Origin of the sequence: Phyllobacterium myrsinacearum (genome assembly GCF_014138285.1) — a bacterium.
GTDB classification, from domain to species: domain Bacteria; phylum Pseudomonadota; class Alphaproteobacteria; order Rhizobiales; family Rhizobiaceae; genus Phyllobacterium; species Phyllobacterium myrsinacearum_A.
Genome location: NZ_JACGXN010000007.1, coordinates 160,819 through 183,948 on the forward strand (window position 1 = coordinate 160,819; position 23,130 = coordinate 183,948).

A 23,130-nucleotide genomic window follows, 5' to 3' on the forward strand; every position below is an offset into this window, starting at 1 on the left:
AATTGACTTTTACGTAATTGCGTGGCCAAACATCCCTGTGAAATATTGAGAAAAATTAGAGCAGTGTCTGTCATGCGCGAATATTATTCCATTACTGAGCTGACGCGGGAGTTTGGCGTTTCGACGCGGACATTGCGCTTCTATGAGGATGAGGGGCTGATCCATCCCGTCCGCCGCGGACGGACACGCCTGTTCCGGCCATCGGACCGGCATTTGCTCAAGCAGATCCTGCGCGGCAAGCGTCTGGGCTTTTCCATCGCGGAAATCCACGAGATCGTGCAGATGTACCGTGAGCCGCCGGGTGAAATGGGTCAACTGCACCTGTTGATGAAGCGCGTGGAAGAAAAGCGCGGCGACCTGCGCCAGAAACGCCGCGACATCGAGGAGACCCTGACAGAACTGGATCAGGTGGAAGAAGCCTGTATCGAGCGGTTGGCGGAACTGGGTGTCAACACCTGAGGATTGCTGCACAGGCAGTGGTTCGTGGTTCGCCCTTCGACAAGCTCAGGAGCTCACCATGAGGGAGAGTGGTGCTGTAAGGCCAATCGGAAATATTGCGGATATGAGCAATCTTGCAGAACATAGCTCCCTGCAATCCTCACTCTTCCTCATGGTGAGCTTGTCGAACCACGCACAATGCGCATGCCAATGAAAGATTTGGCCACCAACCCCGATAATCAGGGCTGCAGGCTTTGTTCCGTGCACATGCCGGTGATGTCCTGTATCTGCGGATCGTTGTCCTGATTGCGCTTGCCCGCATAGACATCATCGAAAATCTTCTGTGTTTCCAATTGGCTCATCGTACAGGTGCAGAAGCGCTCGCAGAAGGCTTTCTCGTTGTCCACCGAGCAACTGCGCGTGCATTCGCGGTCAAAGACCTCGTGCGGTGTGAGCGTGGCAGGCGGAAACACCTGCGCGATGAGGAAAACACAACTGATCAGCGCCGGCTGATGGATGAGATAGAATGCCAGACTGTGCTGTCCGATGAACCGAAGGCCGCGATCCAGCCAGCCGGGGCGGATGTTCCCGGCAAATATCCGCATCAGGTTGAAGTGGAGCAAGGTCTTGGCAAGAGCCATGCCGGCCAGAACCGGGCCGAACCACGGGAAAACAGGTACGTAATCATTTGACCGAATGGGTATTTCCGATAGGCCGAGTGCCCAGAATGCCGGGGCGTCCAATGCCGCAGATGTCAGATAATGCGGCGCAGCGACGACGGCCGCCGCTGCGATAGCGATCATAATGGCCGGAAGGCGCAGAAACAGCAGGCCAAGCACACTGGCCGCTGCAATCTCATGCAGGATACCGAAGAAAACAAAACTGTCCGGGGTAATGTACCGGGTGACAAGGGTAATCCCGAGGGATGCAGCAACGATCTGCGCGAGACGGATCCCGAACGGCCGCCAGCGAATGCCGTTGCGGTGTGCCAGTACAAGGCTGAAACCAACAAGCACAAGAAAAGTCGAGGCAATGATGCGGGCATAGAGCTTCCACGCGCCATGGCCCGTGGTGCCGGGCTCCATATAGCCGAAAAACTCGAAATCCCACCCCGTATGATACGTCGCCATGGCGATGAGCGCGATACCGCGGAGCACATCAAGCTTGCCGAGACGGGATTTGACGGGCGGGGCAGGCGTCTCGGTCGGGTTCATGCTGGAATCTCAATGATTGCAATTCCGCACAGGCTAGGGGAGATGGAAAACAAAATCCATGTGTTTCCGGTATGCACCACGGCAGATATTTTGCACTTGTTTCAACGGTTTCTGCGAAACGGACATATAATGTCGCTTGATTGACTGCTATCCGTGGTTTCGCGCTCCATTGTCAGAGAGCGCTCGAATCAGCATTTCCCCGATAGTCAGACCTGTGATCAATCAAGTTCGCCATCCCATCTGGATCAGCACGGCCAAACGTCCGACAGCAAGGGTGTTTGCGATTCTCTTTGGCATCGAGTCGATGGCCCGTGCGATCATCACCAGCGTGGTGCCGATACAGACGTATGATCTGCTGCAGAGCGAACGCAGCGTCAGTATCCTCTACACCTGCATGTCGATGCTTGGGCTGATGGTGACCTTATCCATTCCGCTGCTGATCGTCCGCATCCCGCGCCGCTGGGTCTACACGGCTGGAGCCGTGTCGCTCATACTGGGCTGTTGTGCCTTTGCGCTCGATACGGTGCCGGGACAGGCGGCGGGGCTTTTCCTGCGCACCTTCGGGGCGGGCGCGCTGTCCATCACGCTCAGCCTCTACATTATGGATCACATCAAGCGGGGCGAACTCGTCCGCGCCGAATCCGTGCGCATGGCAACGGCAACCTTCGCGTGGACGGCCGGGCCATTCCTCGGGGTTTTTCTTTACAGCACCATAGGCATGATTGCACCGTTCCTGCTGTCCATCGGCTTTTCCCTGCTGCTCCTCACCCTGTTCTGGTATTTCCGCCTCAGTGACAATCCGGCTCTGCAAAAAGGTCCAAGCCGTGCTGCCAATCCCATTGCCAATGTCCGGCGGTTCGTTGCGCAGCCGCGGCTCAGGCTGGCCTGGCTCATCGCGTTCTCGCGTTCGTGCTACTGGAGCACATTCTTCGTCTATGGACCCATTCTGATGGTGGCGACCGGGCAGGGCAAGCTTGCGGGCGGTCTCCTTGTTTCCCTGGGAAACCTGTTCCTGCTTGGATCGATCCTGTGGGGCAAGGTCGGCATGGCCAAGGGGCTGATGCGGACGATATCAGGCGTCTTCATTCTTCTGGCCATGGCGTTGGCCGGGGCCGGGTTCGCCGGTGAAAAACTTCCGATGATCGCAGCACTCATGCTGCTCGCCGGAGCATTTTTCTGTGTTGCACTGGATACGCTGGCCTCGACCACGTTCATTCGTGCGGTTCACCCGCATGAGCGCGCGCAAATGACTTCGGTTTACCGGACCTATCTCGACTTTTCCGAACTTCTGCCGGCATTCTTCTATTCCATCATCCTGACATTCTTCAGTCTTGGCGCGATCTTCATCGCGCTGGCAATGCTGATGGTATTCACCGCCATCGTCGTCTGGCGGTATCTGCCGCGCGGCCTATAAATCCGCGTTGATATTGTTGCGCATGAGCGCGTCGCGGGCATTCGAGAAGAACTGGCGACGCAACAGAACAACGGCCACAAGGCTCGTCGTGATCATGAACAGCAGAGGATCGAGGAACCATCCGAGATAGCCGATTGAAAAGAAGATGCCGCGCAGTCCGCTGTTGAAATGCTGGCCGGCCAGAATATTGATCTCCGCTGCGCGGTTGACGGCAAAAACAACCTGCGGATCATCCGGCGCCTTGTCGCGCGCCATGGGGACGCCACCGATCAGAATCGAACAGTAGTTGAACAGGCGGTAGGCCCACGCGAATTTGAAAAAGGCATAGGCAAAAAGGACGAGCAGGCCGAGAACCTTGGTTTCAAAGAGCCGCTCGGTCGTTTCACCCAGAAAGGGGATGTCGTGGAAAAGCGTGACCACCCGGCCGGATGAATTCAGCAGACCAAAACAGCCGCCAATGGCAAGAATCGATGTTGACGCAAAAAAGCCGGTCCCTTGCTGGAGACCGATCATGATGCTCGTGTCGATCATGCGCAGTTCGCGGCTCGACATGGTGGTCATCCACTGCCGCCTGGCATGGTTCATTTCCGATGTCAGCGAGCGCCGATTGAGAAAACCCTTATCGGTCGTGCGGGAATAGAGCATCCACACGCCAAAGAAATAGAGGAGGGCCAGCGCATCGAGCCAGTAAGACATAAAGCGTGCGGATTCCATGCGGGCTCTCTCAATACGAGGCAAGTGCGTACGCAGACAAATTACTCGGTTTGCAGATTCACTCAACATGAATTTACCCCAATCGTAAACGATCCGGTGCGGAGTAATGTTATTTAAGCTGTTGATATTATTGAAGTCATGCAGCGGGCACATTTCAGCTATGCGCTCCCCTGCCGTGATTTTGCCATCTTTGGCGTTGCGAAGAACCGTGCAGACAGATATATCCACGTTCCCAGAGACGGAGCGTTCTGAGAGAATCGTGTCCTTCCGAGAGCAACAGGGAAATACAAAATTCATGGACGACAGCGTTCAAAAATCCTGCTGGGGCATTACTGCCTGGGCAGTCCTCGGTTTTGCGGTGATTATGCTGGTGACCTATCTGGTCGTTATTCACTGAACTGAAAAACAGCCTCCAGATCAGTTGAGCCGGAATAAATTTCTTATGTAGGGGTGCGGCGCGACTGCACCCTTTTTCTTTGGTCGGGCATGTCGTAGAAACACAAGGCTAGGTCGGTGGCTGGCTTCGGAGTATACTTCGGAACAGCCATTATACACTGCATGCAATTTCACCCCTGTTGAGGTAGCCGGATGTTCCTGTCGGTTTTCGATCTGTATAAAATCGGCATTGGTCCTTCGAGTTCCCATACGATGGGCCCGATGACCGCCGGCGGCCTGTTTCTCGCGGAACTGAAGAATGGACAATGGCCGCGCCCGACGGGTGTGAAGGTCGATCGTCTGCGCGTGCATCTGCACGGTTCACTGGCTTTCACCGGGATTGGCCATGCGACGGACCGTGCGGTCATTCTCGGTCTCTGCGGTCTTCTGCCGGCGACGATCGATCCAAATCAAATGGATGCGTTGCTGGAGACTGTTAAACAGGAAAAGCGCATTCATCCGGAAGGGCATCCGGCCTATCGGTTCGATCCGGCCGCCGATCTGATCATGGACCGCAGGACACCGCTGCCGGGGCATGCCAACGGCATGGCGTTTGAAGCCTATGACGCGGACGAGCGCCTGCTTCTGCGCCGTATTTTCTATTCGATCGGCGGCGGGTTTGTCGTCACCGAAGAAGAGCTGGAAAGCGCAAAGACCCGTACCGCGCCAAAGGCTGAAGATCCGGTTCCGTTTCCGTTCAAAAATGCAGCGCAAATGCTTGCTATGAGCGAGGAGAGCGGTCTCTCCATTGCAGAAATGAAGCGCCGCAACGAAGAAATCTTCATGAGCCGCGACGATCTTAATGCCGGTCTTGATCGCGTCTGGTCGGCCATGCGTTCCTGTATCGATCGCGGGCTGGAGCAGGAGGGCATCATGCCGGGCGGCCTCAAGGTCAAGCGCCGCGCCCGCTATCTGCATGACCGGTTGCAGGAGGAATGGCGGCAGAACCGCATGAACCCGCTTCTGGCCAATGACTGGCTCTCGGTCTATGCCATGGCGGTGAACGAGGAGAATGCTGCGGGCGGACGCGTCGTGACGGCACCGACCAATGGTGCTGCGGGTGTGGTTCCCGCCGTTCTGCGCTATTATCTGCATTTCCACGATGACGCCGACGCCGACGGCATTCGTGATTTCCTGCTGACATCTGCCGCCATTGGCGGCGTTATCAAGCACAATGCCTCCATTTCAGGTGCGGAAGTCGGTTGCCAGGGCGAGGTGGGTTCGGCGTCGGCCATGGCTGCGGCCGGGCTTGCTGCGGTAATGGGCGGGTCTGCTGCCCAGATCGAGAACGCGGCTGAAATTGCGCTTGAACACCATCTCGGCATGACCTGCGATCCCGTGGCCGGTCTCGTTCAGGTTCCCTGTATCGAGCGCAATGCACTGGGAGCTGTGAAGGCCGTAACGGCCGCATCGCTTGCGATCAAGGGCGACGGCACGCACTTTGTGCCGCTCGACGCCTGTATCGAAACCATGCGCCAGACCGGACGCGACATGAACGAGCGTTACAAGGAAACCAGCCTCGGCGGACTTGCGGTCAATGTCGTCGAGTGCTGACAGATATGGAAGGCTCATGCGCAATACCTGCGCATAGCCGAAAACACTTTCAATAAATCCGATACAGTCAAATCCCAAAAAAGTGCCATAGTTTTCCTCCCGCCCGATCAGCAATGTTTGGTTGGGCCGCACAAAGGTATTGGGAGGACACTACCTTGGCATCACGTTTGAATGAAAATACGCCAGAGGACCGTCCGGAGGACGAGAATCTGGGTGTGGCCGCCAATCTGGCCTATGGCTTTCAGCATGTTCTGACCATGTATGGCGGGATCATAGCTGTTCCGCTGATCCTTGGTCAGGCGGCAGGGCTGTCACCGAACGATATCGGCCTGCTGATCACCGCATCGCTTTTTGCCGGAGGGTTGGCGACAATACTGCAGACGATGGGTCTGCCGTTTTTCGGTTGCCGGTTACCCCTCGTGCAAGGCGTTTCGTTTTCCGGTGTAGCCACGATGGTCGCCATCACAGGCAATGGCGGGATCGAAGCAGTGCTGGGCGCTGTCATGGTCGCCTCGTTTATCGGATTGCTGATCACGCCGATCTTTTCCAAGATTACCCGGTTTTTCCCGCCATTGGTAACGGGGATCGTCATCACCACTATCGGTTTGACCCTGATGCCTGTGGCAGCACGCTGGGCGATGGGCGGCAACAGCAAGGCACCGGATTTCGGCAGTATGGCCAATATCGAGCTGGCTGCGGTTACCCTCGTCATTGTGCTCCTGCTCAGCAAGGTTGGCAGCGCCAGGATTTCGCGATTGTCGATCCTGCTCGCCATTGTCATCGGCACGCTGATTGCTCTGGCGCTGGGAATGACAGATTTCTCCAAGGTGAGCGAGGGGCCGTTCATCGCGCTGCCGACGATCTTTCAGTGGGGCTACCCGACATTTCAGGTTGCAGCGATCATTTCCATGTTCATTGTCATCATGGTCACTCTGGTCGAAACGTCCGCTGATATTCTGGCGGTTGGCGAGATCATCGAGACCAAGGTGGACTCGCGCCGTCTTGGCGATGGTTTGCGTGCCGACATGCTGTCGAGCCTGATTGCGCCCGTGTTCGGTTCATTCACGCAAAGCGCATTTGCCCAGAACGTCGGGCTGGTTGCGGTGACGGGCATAAAAAGCCGGTATGTGGTGGCAACGGGCGGCCTGTTTCTCGTCGTGCTTGGTTTGCTGCCGGTCATGGGCCGTGTGGTTGCCGCGGTGCCGAGCGCCGTCCTCGGCGGTGCGGGATTGGTACTCTTTGGTACAGTCGCAGCCAGCGGTATCCGAACGCTGTCGAAAGTCGACTATGCCAACAACATGAACCTCATCATCGTGGCCACTTCGCTCGGGTTCGGCATGATCCCGATTGCATCCCCGAATTTCTATGATCATTTTCCCACATGGTTCGCCACGATCTTTCATTCCGGCATCAGCTCGGCTGCGGTCATGGCGATTGCCCTGAATATCGTGTTCAACCATCTGACTGCGGGCAATTCGGACCAGCAGTCGGTTTTTGTCGCGGGTACGGAACGGGTTCTGCGCTATCAGGATGTCGCCCATCTGCATGACGGCGATTATTTCCTGAACGGCAAGCTTTATGACGCGAATGGCGTTGAGGTGCCGGTCGTTGCTACGGATATCCATGCCGTGGCTGCCAAACGACAATCGGGAGGGGCGGCAGCCATACCGGCAACGGGTCACTGAGGAAGCCGTCGGCGGGCGTTCCGCTCGCCGACGTTTGTGGAGAACCGGTTGGTTTCGGTTGACCTCGCCGCGTGAAAGCGTCAAATCTCCCGTATGGCTCTCAATCTCGTCAAACTTTGTGTCGGCTGCACTGCGATCGAAGATCTTGCAGCGTGGATCGATTTCCGTCTGGATGAGCGCAGGCGCGCCGGTCTTTCGCCGGAGCAGTTCCATACGACCCGCATGGTTCCCAAGCGTGTCGAGGAGTTGCTGGCGGGAGGATCGCTCTATTGGGTGATCAAGGGCAATGTTCAGTGCCGCCAGATATTGACGGATATTCGCACCTTTACCGATGATGAGGGGATCTCACGCTGCCATCTGGTGCTTGATCCAAGAATCATTGTGACGGAATGGCAGCCACGCCGGGCATTTCAGGGCTGGCGGTATCTTACAAGTGAGGACGCACCGGCAGATGAAGGGAAGGGCAAGGGCCGAGCCAAGCTGCCGCCGGAACTGCGTAACGAATTGGCGTCCCTCGGTCTGCTGTAAGCAGCACCACCTCTTATCAGGAAATCCGTATCCGGACAGCGGAAACGCCGTTGCGATTGTCAGAGCGAATACGCAGTTTGACTTGCGGCATCGCCGCGCGGCGGGTTCTGGCGGCTTGGCATAGAAGAACGTTCACCAGATCCATTGTTTTGAATGCAGAATTGCCGCGCCGCATGTCGGCAAGGCGCTGTGCAGCCTGTTGCAAGCCGCCAAACAGCGACCGCGATTCCTTGCCGGCAGCTCCGGCTGGACGATGGAAATCATTGACAATAGACATTCGCAAAACCCTCTACTTCAGACAATTGGGTCTTTCGGATTCTTTGCCTTACGATTGCGGTGCAATCGCAAAGCAGTTGAAATTCTGGCGCTTCAGCGCAACGCAGGCATTGTTTGCCGCCTTGGCTGAGGCAATACCGGTAAAGCGGGCCCGGTAGTACGTGGCGGAACCCTTCTGGAATTTTTCCGTATAGGGAGCGAGTGATCCAACGGGCCCGCCAACTTCCGAAGCCGCACGGGCGAGGATTGCCTTGGCGTCGTCGTCGCTGCCCATTGAACCGATCTGGACCATCCAGCCGATGGCCGAGCTCTTTTCGGGAGCGGAGGCCGTTGTAACCGGATCAACGTCGGCGGCTTCTTCCGCCTCGGCGACATCAGCCCGTGCTGTCGGGGTCGGAACGCGCAGGATCTGGGCCGCAGGCGATGCTTGTGCCGGTGCGGAAGCATAGGCAGTTGCTGTCACGACATTGCTGGTTTTCGCCACAACTTCTTCGCGCTGCACAGGCATCGGTGCATCTTCCTCTTCCGGAAGGTCGATAGCCGCGACCTGAACTTTGCTGTTTTTGCGGGATGCGAGGAGATTGCCCCCGTCGCGACGCGATGCGCCAGGCAGATACTGTTCGATCAGCTTGGCCATCTGGGCATCACGGGCACCACCGCTCGTACCGCCCATGACAACGGCGACCATCTTCTTGCCGTCTACATTCACGGAGGAAACAAGGTTGAAACCGGAATCGCGGGTGTAACCGGTCTTGATGCCATCAACACCGCGGACTTTGCCGAGCAAGCGGTTGTGACCGGCAATGCGGCGGCCGCGATAGCTGAAGCTGCGGGTGGAGAAATAGTCGTAATACTGCGGGAAATGCTCACGCAAAGCGATGCCGAGTAGTGCAAGATCACGTGCCGAAGAGCGCTGCTGCGGATTGGGCAGGCCGGAGGCATTGCGGAATGTGGTGTTGCGCATGCCGAGCTGGCGCGCCTTGTTGGTCATCATCTGCGCAAAGCGCTGTTCCGATCCACCGAGATACTCGCCGATCGCCGTGGCCGAATCGTTGGCCGATTTGGTGATGACGGAGAGAATGGCAGCTTCGGCGCTGATCGTCTGACCGGGCTTGAAGCCGATCTTTGTCGGTGGCTGCCCGGCAGCATAGGCAGAAACCGGAATGGGCGTCGACTTCGAAACCTTGCCGGCTTCCATTGCCTCAAACAGCATGTAGAGCGTCATCATCTTGGTCAGCGATGCCGGAAAGCGCTGGGCATCCGCGTTGGAAGAGTAGAGCGTCTTGCCGGTATTGGCATCGACTACAATGGCAGAAGCCTTCGATGACGCGGCAGCTTTTGGGGCTTCCATGAAGCCTATTCCAGAAGCAAGCGCCAAGGCCAGGAATGTATGGGTTAGTCTGGTATAAAGTCTGGAACCTTGGCGGGCTGGATAAAGCACAATCAACACCTGCTCATACTGAAGCATATATGGAATTCAACTGACGGAATGTTGCGTCAGATACGGATCGCTGAACATTAGCCGCAACAGCGTTACCAAACTGTTTATGGTAACTGGAAAGTTCACAAATTCCCGGGCATTCGGTCTTTTAAAAGTCGTGATAATTATTGCACTGCACAAAAAAATTGACTTTTTGTGCAGTGCACACTAGATAACGGCAACAAACAAATTTCTCCATGGAAGGATTTATCATGGCCAATCCGTTCGAAACTCTGAGTGAATCCAGCAAGGAATTCGTCAACAACTCCATGAAGAGTGTCTCTGCTCTTTCGCAGGGTTTGCAGACAATCGCCAATGAGGCCGCTGAATACTCCAAGAAGTCTTTCGAGGACGGCACCGCACTTGTTGAAAAGCTCGGTACGACAAAATCGGTCGAGCAGCTCTACGAAGCCCAGACTGTTTTCTCCAAGAAGGCTTACGAAGCTTTTGTTGCCCAGGCTACCAAGTTCGGCGAACTCTATGCCGACCTCGCCAAGGAGGCCTACAAGCCTTACGAAGCTGCGGTTGCCAAGGTTACCAAATAAATCCAGTTTCATTTCTGGGTCAGATGAGGTCCGGTTGCCATCGCAACCGGACTTTTTTTGTCTCTGACACCCAAAACAGGCTGTGCAGCGGCAAGTTGATATTGCATGCTTCGAGAGAGGGCTTAAAATCGACGCGTTGCGACCTACATAGGATACACAGGGCAACACATGACCACGAAATGCGGGTATCGGAAGAGATGAAGCGGTTTGCACCAACAATGCAAGATGAAGACAAAGGCAGCGGCAATGGCCCCGGCCGGGGAACGGCTGTCATCACACGAACCAAGCCAAAGCTGAAGAAGCCGAGTCTTTACCGGGTGTTGCTCCTGAATGACGATTACACTCCCATGGAATTCGTCATTCACGTTCTGGAACGTTTTTTCCAGAAAAACAAAGAAGATGCCACACGCATCATGCTTCATGTGCATAATCATGGAGTCGGAGAGTGTGGAGTCTTTACCTATGAGGTCGCGGAGTCCAAGATGACCCAAGTCATGGACTATGCGCGGCAAAACCAACATCCGCTGCAATGCGTGATGGAGAAAAAGTGAGGTTTCATGCCATCTTTCTCACCTAGTCTGGAGCGGGCCCTCCATCAGGCGCTGACAATCGCGAACGAGCATCATCATGAATATGCAACGCTGGAGCATCTGCTCCTCGCGCTCATCGATGATCAGGACGCGAGCAGTGTCATGCGCGCCTGCAATGTTGACCTCGCACAGTTAACCCGCACCGTGACCGATTATGTCGATCACGAACTGGATAACCTTGTCACCGGGTATGACGAGGATTCAAAGCCAACCGCCGCGTTCCAGCGTGTCATCCAGCGTGCAGTTATTCACGTTCAGTCCTCCAACCGTGAAGAAGTTACCGGCGCCAATGTTCTTGTGGCAATTTTTGCCGAGCGGGAAAGCCATGCGGCATTCTTCCTGCAGGAACAGCAGATGACCCGTTATGACGCGGTCAATTATATCTCCCATGGCATCTCGAAGCGCCCCGGCGCAGCTGAGCCGCGTACCCCGTTGGGTGCGGAGAGCAACAATGAAGAAAACCATGCTGCCGAGTCCGAAGAGGGCGCGACAAAGAAAAAGCAGGATGCCCTGACGGCCTATTGCAACAATCTGAACGACCGGGCGAAAGCAGGCAAGATCGATCCGCTGATCGGCCGTGATCAGGAGATCAACCGTACGATCCAGATTCTTTGCCGCCGTTCCAAGAACAACCCGCTCTATGTCGGCGATCCAGGTGTTGGCAAGACAGCCATCGCCGAAGGTCTTGCCAAGCGGATTGTCGAAGGCAAGGTTCCGTCCGTATTGGCGGATGCAACGGTGTTTTCGCTTGATATGGGCACGTTGCTTGCCGGAACACGCTATCGCGGTGATTTCGAAGAACGTTTGAAACAGGTCATCAAGGAACTCGAAGAGTTTCCGGGTGCGATCCTTTTCATCGACGAGATTCACACGATCATCGGTGCCGGCGCCACTTCGGGCGGCGCAATGGATGCGTCGAACCTTCTGAAGCCGGCATTGTCATCCGGTGCGATTCGTTGCATCGGTTCAACGACTTACAAGGAATTCCGCCAGTTCTTTGAAAAGGACCGGGCACTTGTTCGCCGTTTCCAGAAGATCGACGTCAATGAACCATCCATCCCGGATGCCATTGAGATCATGAAGGGGCTTCGCCCGTATTTCGAGGACTTCCACAAGGTCAAGTACACGGTGGAAGCCATCAAATCGGCTGTTGAACTGTCGGCGCGCTATATCAACGACCGCAAGTTGCCTGACAAGGCAATCGACGTGATCGATGAGACAGGTGCCAGCCAGATGCTTCTGCCGGAAGGAAAGCGCAAGAAGTCCATTGGCGTCAAGGAAATCGAGGCAACCATTGCCACGATGGCTCGCATCCCGCCGAAGACTGTTTCCAAGGATGACGAAGCGGTTCTGTCCAATCTCGAGGCTGAACTGAAGCGTGTTGTCTATGGTCAGGACCTTGCAATTGAAGCTCTGTCTTCCTCGATCAAGCTGGCCCGTGCCGGACTGCGCGAACCGGAGAAGCCGATTGGCTCCTACCTGTTCTCGGGCCCGACCGGCGTCGGCAAAACGGAAGTTGCCAAGCAACTGGCGCTGTCACTCGGCGTGGAACTCCTGCGTTTCGACATGTCGGAATACATGGAGCGTCACACGGTCTCGCGTCTGCTCGGTGCACCTCCCGGCTATGTCGGCTTCGATCAGGGCGGTCTTCTGACCGATGGCGTCGATCAGCATCCGCATTGCGTGCTGCTGCTTGACGAAATCGAAAAAGCCCATCCGGATCTGTTCAACATCCTGTTGCAGGTGATGGATCACGGCAAGCTGACCGATCACAATGGCAAGCAGATCGATTTCCGCAATGTCATTCTGATCATGACAACCAATGCGGGTGCTTCCGATGCTGCACGCTCGGCCATCGGTTTCGGCTCGTCCCGTCGTGAAGGCGATGACATGGAAGCGATCAACCGGCTGTTTACACCGGAGTTCCGCAACCGTCTCGATGCCATCATTCCGTTCGGTCCTCTGCCGATCCCGGTCATCCATCAGGTGGTTCAGAAGTTCGTCATTCAGCTTGAGGCACAACTTGCCGATCGCGGCGTGACGTTCGATCTGAAGCCTGAAGCAATCGCCTGGCTCGCTGAAAAGGGCTACGATGACCGCATGGGTGCTCGTCCGCTTGGCCGTGTTATTCAGGAGTACATCAAGAAGCCACTGGCTGATGAAGTGCTGTTTGGCAGGCTGAAGAAGGGCGGTACCGTTGCGGTATCGGTCGGCGAGAAGGCGGATGGTTCCAAGGGTCTTGTCCTTGACTACATCGCCGATGAAGTGGTGGTGAAGCCGAAGCAGGAGATTGCCGCCCAGAAGAAGCCGGTGGTCAAGAAGAAGCCCGCGCCGAAGAAGCCGATACTTGAAAAAGCGACGGCTGGGCCTTCTATCGCCGACGAACCGACGCCGCCGTCACGCGGCAAGGCATCGGTGCCCAAGGTACCGCGCAAGAAGTAATGAAAAGGCCGCCTTCGGGCGGCCTTTTTCTTGCCGGTATGGCAGGATCAGGTTATCGGTTGGGTATGGCCGATTCCGAATTCTCTCCCGCGCCAATGCCAGAAGATGACAGCCTGAGAACGCGATTCTCGTGGTTTCTCTCCGGCGTGTCCATGATCTTCAGTATTCCGGCCTTCATTCTCATGACCGCGCATGTGGGCTTTGCCGGCTTTGCCAGCGAGAACGGTGTATCCCTGCTGCAGGCGGCCTTCATGGTCGCGACAATCTGGGCGCTTCCTGCAAATATTGTCCTGATCGGCGCGATTTCCGGCGGGTATTCACTTCTCGGTGCCGCCATTGCCGTCGGCCTGTCATCCATACGGCTGATGCCGATGGTGGCCGCATTCATCCCCGAGATGCGCGGTCCGAACACCCGCAGGATCACGCTGCTTTTTCTGTCGCATTTCATTGCCGTGACTGCCTGGGTGATGGGCATGGAGCGTTTCCAGCATATTCCGCGCAATATGCGCGTGAGTTATTTCGCCGGTCTTGGCATGACGTTGACCGTGACCAACACCCTTGTCGTGGCGCTTGTCTATTTTCTGTCGACGGATTTTCCGCCGATTGTTTTTGCCGGGTTGTTCTTTCTAACCCCCATGTATTTTCTCACGTCGCTATGGGGATCCGCCCGCGACCGGTCGATCCATGTGGCCATGGTATCGGGGCTTTTGCTGTTCCCGCTCGTGCATCATCTGGCGCCAGCCTATGATCTGTTGTTGACGGGATTTGCCGGCGGCGGCGTGACGATGGGATATGTGCGGTGGGCGAGGGCGCGCGCATGACCTGGCACAGCCTGACCGACTGGTGGTGGCCCTATATCTTCATCCTGCTCGCCGGATGGCTGCCCACGGATATTTGGCGGTATCTCGGTGTCTTTGTCGGCGGCAAGGTGCGCGAGGACTCTGACGCACTGATAGCCGTGCGTGCCGTTGCCACAGCTCTTGTTGCAGGTGTGATCGCCCAGCTCATTCTCTACCCGAGCGGATCGCTTGCCGAATCGTCGGTTTTTCTGCGTATCGGTGCAGCCGCTGCCGGATTTCTGGCCTATTTACGTCTTGGCCGCCATGTTATTGTCAGTGTGATTGCCGCTGAGATCGTCCTGATAACAGGGCTCTTTCTCGATTTTTAGCTTTGATTAAGGCAATCGCTTAACGCGATGAACATTCCAGCCCCCTAAGTTTGACGACGTACTTAAGGGGAGCCAAGATGAGGTCCGATATTCAGACCCTTTGGAAAGCATCAATCGTTACCGGAATACTGCTCATTGATGCGGTCTGGATTGTTATGTCCGACTTCCAGTTTGATACCTTGAGCGCTTTGAAGGCGATTATCTTGACCGGCATTTGCGGAGGTATCGCCTATATCTACCATGCCAAGCGGCCGATGCGTCATTTCAATGTGATGTGCGTTGAAACGGCTGTTCTGGTGGCGTTCAGCGCAGCCGCCGCTGTACTGAGTTATCTGGTGACATCGCTAGATTTTCCTGCTGTTGACGCCGAGCTTGTGCGCCTTGATGCTTTATTTGGCTTCGATTGGCTTGCCTATGCGCGTTATGTCGGGGAACATCCATCGTTGGGTCTTCTGTTCTCATTCACTTATGTCACGACGTTGGTGCAAGTCGCATTTGCAGTCATTGTTTTCGGGGTGATGGGGGATGTGAAGAAGGCGCAACATTTTGTAGCAGCTGTCATGGCGGGCGCTCTAGTGTGCATCCTCATTTCGGCAATTCTGCCTGCAGCGGGAGCACTGGCAACAATCAGACCGGCGGAAACCCTGTGGGGAATACACAGGCCGGTCGTGGATCTCGCCTACAAGCAGACTTTCTTTGATCTTCGATCTGGCGTTGAACAGCGGGTTTCGCTGTATTCCATTAAAGGACTGATCGCATTTCCATCTTATCATGGAACCCTCTCAGTCCTTCTGGTGCTGGCTTTTTGCGGTGTCCGTATATGGTTTTTACCGATCCTGCTATTGAACATAATTATCCTGATCGCCACGCCAATCGAGGGCGGACACCATCTGGTTGATGTCATTGCGGGTGTCGGCGTCGCTCTGTTGTGCTGGTATGGAACCGGACTGTTCTATAGATCAGCCCGTCTTCATCCAGCTGGTAAAGCTTCCCGTCCGGTTATGACGACAGCCTAATCCAACTGCGCGAGTGCCACTCTGATTTTTTCAGCGTTTGCGGCGAGCAGTCCCTGATCTTCCATCTGTCCCGTATGAGGCTTCAACGCGACGCCTTCAAAGCGCGGAATGATATGGAAATGCAGATGGAAAACCGTTTGACCGGAAGCGGGTTCATTGAACTGAATCACGGTAACGCCATCGGCGTTGAAAGCGGATTTCACGGCACGGGCGAGTTTCTGCGTTGTTGCAATCACTGCCGCAAGACTGGCCGGAGCAACATCGAGAATATTACGCGATGGCTGTTTCGGTATAACGAGACAGTGACCATTGCCCTGAGGCATCACATCCATGAAGGCGTAGGTGTCGGCATTCTCATAAAGCTTGTGGGAAGGAATTTCACCACGGAGGATTTTCGCAAACACGTTGTTGTCGTCATAGATCTGGCTCATGGGGCACCCGTCTTTCCTGAATGATGAATCGGATGTTTGCCATGTGGCGCGACAAGGTCAAGCGTACCTGCCGAAATGTTGCTGTCAGCAGTCGGATTTCTTGAAGGGGGCATGCTCGTTGAGAACTTCGCTCATCGTAGCAACCTCGCTGCGCTCATGTTCGAGGAAACCTGCGACAGCACGGCGCAAGCCTTCATGGGCTATAAAATGAGCGGAATGGGTCGTGACCGGCAGATAGCCGCGCGCAAGCTTGTGTTCGCCCTGTGCGCCAGCCTCGACCACATGCAACTTGCGTTCGATGGCAAAGTCGATGGCCTGGTGATAGCAGACCTCGAAATGCAGAAACCGGTGATCCTCGATGCAGCCCCAGTGGCGGCCAAAGAGCCGGTCGGAGCCGATAAAATTGATCGCGCCTGCGATGTAACGGCCATCGCGCCTCGCCATCATCAGAACAATGTCATCGGGCATGCGCTCGCCGATAAGCCGGTAAAATTCGCGATTAAGGTAAGGGCGGCCCCATTTGCGACTGCCGGTGTCCGTATAAAAGGTGAAAAAGTCGTCCCATACAGGTTTGGTCAGTGCGCTGCCGGTCAGGTGATCAATCGAAATGCCATCGGCAAGAGCTTCGCGCCGCTCCCGCTTTAACGCCTTGCGTTTGCGCGCAGCAAGACTTTCAAGGAAATCATCATAGGTTTCATACCCCTCGTTGAAGAAGTGAAACTGCTGATCGATGCGATGCAGGAAGCCGGCCTCTGTCAAAGCGGGCAGATCATCTGCATTGACGAAGGTGGAATGAGCCGATGAAACGCCAAGCTGTCCTGTGAGCTGCCGCAAACCATTGGCAAGCGCGGCACGAACTGCCGGACCGTCCCAATCCCGATGCGCAAGAAGGCGAGGGCCCGTTGCCGGCGTGAAGGGAATGCTGGCCTGCAATTTCGGATAATAGCGTCCGCCAGCCCGTTCGAACGCGTCCGCCCAACCATGGTCGAAGACATACTCACCCTGGCTGTGACCCTTCAGATAGCACGGGACAGCACCAATAACTTTTCCTGCGGCATCTTCGAGACGCAGGAACTGCGGCAGCCAGCCGGATTTGCGTTCGACGCAGCCGGAATCTTCCAGTGCGGACAGGAAAGCATATGAAAGGAAGGGATTGTAGCCGGGTGACTCTCTTGAGGTTCCCGTCAGCTGCGACCACTCCTCCGGCGTGAACGCGCCGATTCCATCGCCGACGCGCAAGGTGAACTCGCCCTGATCAAGATTTGACATTGCTGAACTTGGTTTCCTGACGTTACCGGCAGGATGATGGTCGCCTCGCTGCCTCTGGTTTAAACTAGGTATTTCACCCAGCGATACAAGAGGCAGCGCGGCTTAACATGAGCGGCTTCAAGCCGCCCGAGGATCGAATCCTTCAAACGTGATCTGATCCACGCGCGCATCGCTCCTGGCTTTGTCATCGGGACTGCGCACCGTCCAGGAAATGACCGGCAAGTCAAGTTTGCTCTTCACGAAATCGACAAAGCGGTTTTCCAGATGATGAACATTGTAGGAGACGAAATCGATATCGTGAGCAAGCATGGAAAAATGCGCTTCCAGATCGCTGTCTTTCAGGCCTTCAGCCGTGAGCCCGGCCGGAATACCGGGAGCATCCTTGCCAAACAGCCGGATGAGATGGTGATCGAAGGACATGATGGCGGCATCGCCTTCATACCCCGCCAAATCCTCGGCAACTGCCTTGACGAGACCATCGTCCCTTCCCGGAATACCTTTCAATTCAATCACAACGGGTACCCGCCCGGCGATGAGCTTGAGTGCTTCTGCCAGTGTTGGTACGTGATCCTTGGTGCCGCCGACCCGCAGGGCTGCGGCGTCTGCAACCGAAACGTCATGAGTATTTCCTGATTTGCCCACCAGTCGATCCAGTGTACCGTCATGGAACACGATCGCTTTGCCATCAGCAGAGAGATGCACATCGCATTCGATCGCAAATCCGGCACTTGCCGCTGCGTCAAAGGCCGAAAGTGTGTTCTCCCAGCGGGATTTGTTCAGATCATGCAATCCGCGGTGGGCAATAGGTGTTTTTGCCAGCCAATCCAGAGATGCCATGATCAGCGAACCTCGATGATGGCTTCGATTTCCACCGGTGCATTCAGTGGCAGAACGGCGGTACCGACGGCCGAACGGGCATGGCGGCCCTTGTCGCCAAGCACGGCAACCAGAAAATCGGATGCGCCGTTGGCGACAAGATGCTGTTCGGTAAAATCCTTGGAGGAAGCGACAAACACGGTGATCTTCACAACCCGCTCAATCTTTTCAAGGTCGCCAAGTGCTGCCTTTGCCTGTGCAAGAATATTGATGGCACAGGCCTTTGCTGCTTCCTGGCCCTGCGCGAGCGTAAGATCTGCGCCAAGCAGACCCGTGTGGACGAGCTTGCCCCCCGCGAGCGGCAACTGTCCCGAGGTCAGAAGCAGCGATCCGCTCTGCGCAAACGGAACGTAATTTGCGGCCGGTGCCGCGGCCACGGGGAGGGTGATGCGTAGCTCGGTTAGACGGCTTTCGACGGTACTGCTCATGGGATTTCCTGTCCTTATGTTGCGGAATCGCAATTGATTGTGAATGAAGTTGCGATTTTTGCCTCGCTTCCGCCAAGAGTTTTTTTAATATGCACATTCGAAAACTGGAGAATCTTGTCAATGCGTCTATTCCCCGTCCTCGTTTTCAGCATGAGCGCCATCGGTCTGTCCGGATCATCCATGGCTCTTGCTGCTGGAACAGCGACTCTCGTACCACACCGCGCCATCTACGATCTGAAGCTGGACAATGCGCAGGAAAGCAGTGGTATCACGGGGCTGACAGGCCGCATGGTATACGAATTCAATGGTTCGGATTGTGAAGGTTACACGACAAATTTTCGCTTCGTGACACGCGTGGACATGGAGGAGCAGCCCCAACGGGTGACTGACCAGCAGACCACGACCTTTGAATCGGGGGATGGTGCGAAATTCCGTTTCGTCAACAAGACATTCGTGGACCAGAGCCTGACCAAGGAAGTGCGCGGTGATGCACTTCTGGCCAAGGACAAGACGGAAATTTCCCTGACCAAGCCGGAAGCGAACAAGGAAAATCTCGAGTTTTCACAGTTTCCGACGCGCCATATGCAGGAACTGATCGGGAAAGCCATTGCCGGTGACGTCTTCTACCAGACAAAATTGTTTGACGGCTCCGAGGATGCCGACAAGGTTATGGCGACGACGGTTGTCATTGGCAAATCGGCAGCTGGTGATTCTGATGACGAAACCAAGAAGATGGGCGCGCTGGAGAAGGAAAACACCTGGCCCGTTTCCATCGCCTATTTTGATGACGCGGATAAATCGGAAGGCTTGCCCAGTTACCGCATAAATTTCAAACTCTACCGCAACGGGGTGACCCGCGATCTCAAGATGGATTACGGTGACTTTTCCATGACCGGAAAGCTCGTCAATCTTGAACTTTTTGACGCTCCGAAATGTTCGAAGTAGCGCGCGAAACTATCGAGAATGGTTGGCTTCCATGGAAGGTCCCAGACAATTAGGCAAAGCATTGTCAGATTCACTTGGTGGGCTATGGCGCTACTAGAGTCGGCAACTATCGCATCATTTGCGATTTGCGAGGAAAGCGCCTTATCATTTGGTTCTTGAGATTGGCCATTGCGGAGTCATTTATCGATGATGGGCCGATGAATTCTCCTTAAATCGCCTTTTCTCACGCTTGCTCTTGCCTTTGCCGCCAATATCCATTAACAGCCGCTTCATTCCACACACGGGATTTGGGTTGATATCGGGAGAAATCCGATATGGCCTCCGGTGGCGGGTCTCCCGCCTCTTTCCTGTGGAGGTTAAACCGGAAAAGGAAAACTAAGAGATGGCATTGCCTGATTTCAGCATGCGTCAGCTCCTCGAAGCTGGCGTTCACTTCGGCCACCAGACACATCGCTGGAACCCGAAGATGGCACCATACATTTATGGTGACCGCAACAACATTCACATTCTTGACCTGGCCCAGACCTATCCGCTGCTGCACACAGCACTGAAGAAGGTTTCGGACACCGTAGCCCGTGGCGGCCGCGTTCTGTTCGTCGGCACCAAGCGTCAGGCTTCGGACATCATTGCCGATGCGGCAACCCGTTCGGCCCAGTATTACGTCAACGCCCGCTGGCTCGGCGGCATGATGACCAACTGGAAGACGATTTCGAACTCCATTCAGCGTCTGCGCAAGCTGGACGAACTTCTTTCGGGCGAAGCGCAGGGCTTCACCAAGAAGGAGCGTCTGAACCTTGATCGTGAACGCGAGAAGCTCAACCGCGCCCTCGGCGGTATCAAGAACATGGGTTCGATTCCGGACCTGATCTTCATCATTGATACCAACAAGGAAGCGATTGCCATTCAGGAAGCCAAGCGTCTCGGCATTCCGGTTGTAGCCGTTATCGACTCCAACTGCGATCCGGACCAGATCGACTTCCCGATTCCCGGCAATGACGACGCATCGCGCGCCATTTCGCTCTATTGCGATCTGATTGCCAAGGCTGCCCTTGATGGCATTCTGCGTCAGCAGGGTTCGCTCGGCATCGATGTCGGTGCTCAGGAAGAAGCACCTGTCGAGCCAGCGCTTGAAGAGCCGGCACAGGCTCCTGCACAGGACGGTGAAGCCTCCGCTTGAGGCTTCATATACCCGTCGTAACGGGTGACTAAAAACAATTGTATTGGCGCATGACGCGCCGCAAAGTTGGCATGCTGGTTTCTCCAGTATGCCTTCGCTTTGAGAAGAGGCGACATAATGAGCATTTCTGCATCACAGGTAAAAGAACTCCGCGAAATCAGCGGTGCTGGCATGATGGACTGCAAGGCAGCCCTGACTGAAACCAATGGCGACATGGAAGCTGCCGTTGACTGGCTGCGTGCCAAGGGTATTTCGAAGGCAGACAAGAAGGCTGGCCGTACAGCTGCCGAAGGTCTGGTTGGCGTTGCAACGAACGGCAAGAAGTCGGTTGTTGTTGAAGTCAATTCCGAAACAGATTTCGTTGCCCGTAACGACGCGTTCCAGGACATCGTTCGCAATGTTGCGAGCGTTGCTCTCGGCACTGATGGTTCCACGGCTGCCGTTGCTGCCGCAACCTATCCGTCAACTGGCAAGTCCGTCGTCGACACGATCAAGGATGCCGTTGGCACAATCGGCGAAAACCTTTCGTTCCGCCGTTCGGCCGCGCTCAGCGTCAATGAAGGCGTTGTTGCAACCTATATTCACAACGGTGTTTCCGACGGCCTCGGCAAGCTCGGTGTTCTCGTTGCCATCGAAACTGCTGGCAATGCGGATGCCGCCAACGCATTCGGCCGTCAGGTTGCCATGCACGTTGCTGCGACCAGCCCGCTCGCTTTGACTGCGGCAGAAGTCGATCCGGCTGCCGTCGAGCGTGAAAAGGCTGTTTTCACCGAGTCCGCCCGCCAGTCCGGCAAGCCGGACAACATCATTGAAAAGATGGTCGAAGGCCGTCTGCGCAAGTTCTATGAGGAAGTTGTTCTTCTCTCACAGGCTTTCGTCATCAATCCCGACCTGACTGTCGAAGCCGCTCTCAAGGATGCGGAAAAGGCAATCGGCGCGCCAGCCAAGATCACGGCATTTGTCCGTTTTTCTCTGGGTGAGGGCATCGAGAAGGAAGAGACCGATTTCGCAGCGGAAGTTGCAGCAGCTGTGAAGAAGTAATTTCACAATTGACGAAATCAAAGGGCATCGCGTGACAACGCGGTGCCCTTGGTGTATCCGGACTTCGAATATCTGAAATGCGCGACTCTGAGGAGGTCTTATGGTTGGTACGGCTGTCTATAAACGCGTTCTGCTGAAGGCCTCCGGTGAAGCTCTCATGGGCGATCAGGGGTTCGGGATCGACGTCACCGTTGCCGACCGTATTGCCAGTGATATCGCCGAAGCGCGTGCTCTCGGTGTCGAAGTCGGTGTCGTTATCGGCGGCGGTAACATTTTTCGCGGTGTTGCTGTTGCTTCCAAAGGCGGCGACCGGGTTACCGGCGATCACATGGGCATGCTCGCCACGGTCATTAATTCGCTGGCTCTGCGCACATCTCTGGTCAAGATCGGTATCGACACAGTCGTGCTGTCTGCCATTGCCATGCCTGAATTGTGCGAGACTTTTTCCCAGAGACAGGCGACGGCCTATATGGACATGGGAAAAGTGGTGATTTTTGCCGGTGGCACGGGCAATCCATTCTTCACGACAGATTCGGCCGCAGCGTTGCGCGCAGCTGAAGTTGGCGCTGATGCCCTGTTCAAGGGCACTCAGGTCGATGGCGTTTACACTGCTGATCCCAAAAAGGACCCCAATGCAGTGCGCTTTGACCGACTTACCCACAAGGAGATGCTCGATCGGGGCCTTACGGTTATGGATACAACCGCGGTGGCTCTTGCGCGAGAGAACAATATCCCAATAATTGTCTATTCAATCCACGAAAAGGGTGGTTTTGCGGAAGTTCTGCAAGGCAGAGGACGTGCGACGATCGTATCTGACGATTGATCGGTCATCCTCGCAAGAGGTGACCAGAATGCCGGCCAGAATACCGGAAAGATTATAGGAGCATTGAACATGAGTGATGCACTCGATTTGAATGATCTGAAGCGCCGTATGGACGGGGCCGTGCAGGCATTGAAACATGACCTCAATGGTCTGCGCACCGGTCGCGCATCGCCGAGCCTGCTGGAACCGATCGTGGTGGAAGCTTACGGCTCGAACATGCCGTTGAACCAGGTTGCCAATATTACCGTTCCTGAATCCCGAATGCTTGCCGTATCGGTCTGGGACAAGTCCATGGTCGGCAAGGTTGAGCGCGCAATCCGTGAATCGGGTCTTGGTCTTAATCCGATCACCGACGGCAACAATCTTCGCATTCCTCTGCCTGAACTCAACGAGCAGCGCCGCAAGGAACTGGTGAAAATCGCGCATCAGTACGTCGAACAGGCCAAGGTTGCTGCGCGCCACGTGCGCCGTGACGGCATGGATGAGTTGAAAAAACTCGAAAAGGACGGTGACATCAGCCAGGATGACAACCGCGTTCTGTCTGAAAAGGTGCAAAAACTGACGGATGACACGATCACCGAAATGGACAAGGTTGTTGCCGCCAAGCAGGCGGAAATTATGCAGGTCTAGTCTGTTCGTAG

Annotated in this window: 24 protein-coding genes; 16 read left to right on the plus strand and 8 right to left on the minus strand. The window is 55.5% G+C overall.

The features are described 5' to 3' along the window. Positions 1 to 72 precede the first annotated feature (72 nt). Entirely contained in the window at positions 73 to 459 is a 387-nt protein-coding gene (locus FHW16_RS19730; RefSeq protein ID WP_182550993.1) for a MerR family transcriptional regulator, read from the plus strand. Between the two features lie 218 nt (positions 460 to 677). On the opposite strand, the gene FHW16_RS19735 is transcribed toward FHW16_RS19730, so the two are convergent. Beyond that, entirely contained in the window at positions 678 to 1,652 is a 975-nt protein-coding gene (locus FHW16_RS19735; protein WP_182550994.1) for a heparan-alpha-glucosaminide N-acetyltransferase, read from the minus strand. A gap of 214 nt (positions 1,653 to 1,866) precedes the next feature. Here FHW16_RS19735 and FHW16_RS19740 point away from each other — a divergent pair, with 214 nt between their 5' ends. Continuing rightward, positions 1,867 to 3,066, plus strand: a complete 1,200-nt coding sequence (locus FHW16_RS19740; RefSeq protein ID WP_182550995.1) for an MFS transporter — start codon at positions 1,867 to 1,869, stop codon at positions 3,064 to 3,066. On the opposite strand, the gene FHW16_RS19745 is transcribed toward FHW16_RS19740, so the two are convergent. Further along, complete coding sequence (locus FHW16_RS19745) at positions 3,061 to 3,780, minus strand: DUF599 domain-containing protein (RefSeq protein WP_182550996.1); 720 nt, start codon at positions 3,778 to 3,780, stop codon at positions 3,061 to 3,063. The two genes, FHW16_RS19740 and FHW16_RS19745, sit on opposite strands and share 6 nt — an antisense overlap. A 588-nt stretch (positions 3,781 to 4,368) precedes the next feature. Here FHW16_RS19745 and FHW16_RS19750 point away from each other — a divergent pair. From FHW16_RS19750 to FHW16_RS19760, 3 genes are all read left to right on the plus strand, one after another. After that, positions 4,369 to 5,769: an L-serine ammonia-lyase gene (locus FHW16_RS19750; RefSeq protein ID WP_182550997.1), complete on the plus strand. Its 1,401-nt coding sequence runs from the start codon at positions 4,369 to 4,371 to the stop codon at positions 5,767 to 5,769. Positions 5,770 to 5,882: 113 nt separating this feature from the next. Continuing rightward, positions 5,883 to 7,454 (plus strand): nucleobase:cation symporter-2 family protein, encoded by a 1,572-nt coding sequence (locus tag FHW16_RS19755; protein WP_182550998.1) that lies wholly within the window; start codon positions 5,883 to 5,885, stop codon positions 7,452 to 7,454. Between the two features lie 93 nt (positions 7,455 to 7,547). After that, positions 7,548 to 7,982 carry a DUF1489 family protein gene (locus FHW16_RS19760; RefSeq protein WP_182550999.1) on the plus strand — a complete coding sequence of 145 codons (435 nt, stop codon included), beginning with the start codon at positions 7,548 to 7,550 and terminating at the stop codon, positions 7,980 to 7,982. Positions 7,983 to 7,998: 16 nt separating this feature from the next. On the opposite strand, the gene FHW16_RS19765 is transcribed toward FHW16_RS19760, so the two are convergent. Together FHW16_RS19765 and FHW16_RS19770 are read right to left on the minus strand one after the other, a co-directional pair. Further along, positions 7,999 to 8,259 carry a hypothetical protein gene (locus FHW16_RS19765; protein WP_182551000.1) on the minus strand — a complete coding sequence of 87 codons (261 nt, stop codon included), beginning with the start codon at positions 8,257 to 8,259 and terminating at the stop codon, positions 7,999 to 8,001. A 48-nt stretch (positions 8,260 to 8,307) separates the two neighbouring features. Further along, positions 8,308 to 9,726 (minus strand): SPOR domain-containing protein, encoded by a 1,419-nt coding sequence (locus FHW16_RS19770; protein WP_432652056.1) that lies wholly within the window; start codon positions 9,724 to 9,726, stop codon positions 8,308 to 8,310. 224 nt (positions 9,727 to 9,950) lie between these two features. Between FHW16_RS19770 and FHW16_RS19775 the strand changes: the two genes are divergently transcribed. The 6 genes from FHW16_RS19775 (at position 9,951) to FHW16_RS19800 (ending at position 15,499) form a co-directional block, all read left to right on the plus strand. Continuing rightward, on the plus strand, positions 9,951 to 10,283 hold the full coding sequence (locus tag FHW16_RS19775; protein ID WP_182551002.1) for a phasin family protein: 333 nt from the start codon (positions 9,951 to 9,953) through the stop codon (positions 10,281 to 10,283). A 197-nt stretch (positions 10,284 to 10,480) separates the two neighbouring features. Beyond that, positions 10,481 to 10,834 carry an ATP-dependent Clp protease adapter ClpS gene (gene clpS, locus FHW16_RS19780; RefSeq protein ID WP_105733146.1) on the plus strand — a complete coding sequence of 118 codons (354 nt, stop codon included), beginning with the start codon at positions 10,481 to 10,483 and terminating at the stop codon, positions 10,832 to 10,834. Positions 10,835 to 10,840: 6 nt separating this feature from the next. Next, on the plus strand, positions 10,841 to 13,315 hold the full coding sequence (clpA, locus tag FHW16_RS19785; RefSeq protein ID WP_182551003.1) for an ATP-dependent Clp protease ATP-binding subunit ClpA: 2,475 nt from the start codon (positions 10,841 to 10,843) through the stop codon (positions 13,313 to 13,315). Continuing rightward, positions 13,315 to 14,136, plus strand: coding sequence for an AzlC family ABC transporter permease (locus tag FHW16_RS19790; protein WP_348643907.1), 822 nt, complete (start codon positions 13,315 to 13,317; stop codon positions 14,134 to 14,136). The genes clpA and FHW16_RS19790 overlap by 1 nt, the downstream gene beginning before the upstream one ends. After that, the gene (locus FHW16_RS19795) at positions 14,133 to 14,483 is read left to right on the plus strand and encodes an AzlD domain-containing protein (RefSeq protein WP_182551004.1); all 351 of its coding nucleotides are present in this window, start codon (positions 14,133 to 14,135) and stop codon (positions 14,481 to 14,483) included. Before FHW16_RS19790 ends, FHW16_RS19795 begins: the two co-directional genes overlap by 4 nt. Positions 14,484 to 14,560: 77 nt before the next feature. Then, complete coding sequence (locus FHW16_RS19800; RefSeq protein WP_182551005.1) at positions 14,561 to 15,499, plus strand: phosphatase PAP2 family protein; 939 nt, start codon at positions 14,561 to 14,563, stop codon at positions 15,497 to 15,499. On the opposite strand, the gene FHW16_RS19805 is transcribed toward FHW16_RS19800, so the two are convergent. The 4 genes from FHW16_RS19805 to FHW16_RS19820 all read right to left on the minus strand — a co-directional run bounded on the left by FHW16_RS19805 (position 15,496) and on the right by FHW16_RS19820 (position 18,503). Beyond that, a complete protein-coding gene (locus tag FHW16_RS19805) occupies positions 15,496 to 15,930 on the minus strand; it encodes an HIT family protein (RefSeq protein WP_182551006.1) in 435 nt (144 codons plus the stop codon). The two genes, FHW16_RS19800 and FHW16_RS19805, sit on opposite strands and share 4 nt — an antisense overlap. 84 nt (positions 15,931 to 16,014) lie before the next feature. Beyond that, the gene (locus tag FHW16_RS19810) at positions 16,015 to 17,199 is read right to left on the minus strand and encodes a GNAT family N-acetyltransferase (protein ID WP_182551007.1); all 1,185 of its coding nucleotides are present in this window, start codon (positions 17,197 to 17,199) and stop codon (positions 16,015 to 16,017) included. A 117-nt stretch (positions 17,200 to 17,316) separates the two neighbouring features. Further along, positions 17,317 to 18,036, minus strand: a complete 720-nt coding sequence (locus FHW16_RS19815) for a glycerophosphodiester phosphodiesterase (RefSeq protein WP_182551008.1) — start codon at positions 18,034 to 18,036, stop codon at positions 17,317 to 17,319. Positions 18,037 to 18,038: 2 nt separating this feature from the next. Beyond that, positions 18,039 to 18,503, minus strand: a complete 465-nt coding sequence (locus tag FHW16_RS19820) for a RidA family protein (protein WP_182551009.1) — start codon at positions 18,501 to 18,503, stop codon at positions 18,039 to 18,041. Between the two features lie 120 nt (positions 18,504 to 18,623). Here FHW16_RS19820 and FHW16_RS19825 point away from each other — a divergent pair, with 120 nt between their 5' ends. From FHW16_RS19825 to frr, 5 genes are all read left to right on the plus strand, one after another. Beyond that, entirely contained in the window at positions 18,624 to 19,448 is an 825-nt protein-coding gene (locus FHW16_RS19825; protein WP_182551010.1) for a cell envelope integrity EipB family protein, read from the plus strand. Positions 19,449 to 19,830: 382 nt separating this feature from the next. Further along, positions 19,831 to 20,625, plus strand: coding sequence for a 30S ribosomal protein S2 (rpsB, locus tag FHW16_RS19830; RefSeq protein WP_182551011.1), 795 nt, complete (start codon positions 19,831 to 19,833; stop codon positions 20,623 to 20,625). A gap of 117 nt (positions 20,626 to 20,742) precedes the next feature. Next, positions 20,743 to 21,666, plus strand: a complete 924-nt coding sequence (gene tsf, locus FHW16_RS19835) for a translation elongation factor Ts (RefSeq protein ID WP_182551012.1) — start codon at positions 20,743 to 20,745, stop codon at positions 21,664 to 21,666. A gap of 100 nt (positions 21,667 to 21,766) precedes the next feature. Continuing rightward, positions 21,767 to 22,489 carry a UMP kinase gene (pyrH, locus tag FHW16_RS19840; RefSeq protein ID WP_182551013.1) on the plus strand — a complete coding sequence of 241 codons (723 nt, stop codon included), beginning with the start codon at positions 21,767 to 21,769 and terminating at the stop codon, positions 22,487 to 22,489. Between the two features lie 69 nt (positions 22,490 to 22,558). Then, positions 22,559 to 23,119 (plus strand): ribosome recycling factor, encoded by a 561-nt coding sequence (gene frr, locus FHW16_RS19845; protein ID WP_182551014.1) that lies wholly within the window; start codon positions 22,559 to 22,561, stop codon positions 23,117 to 23,119. The last annotated feature ends 11 nt before the right edge of the window (positions 23,120 to 23,130 follow it).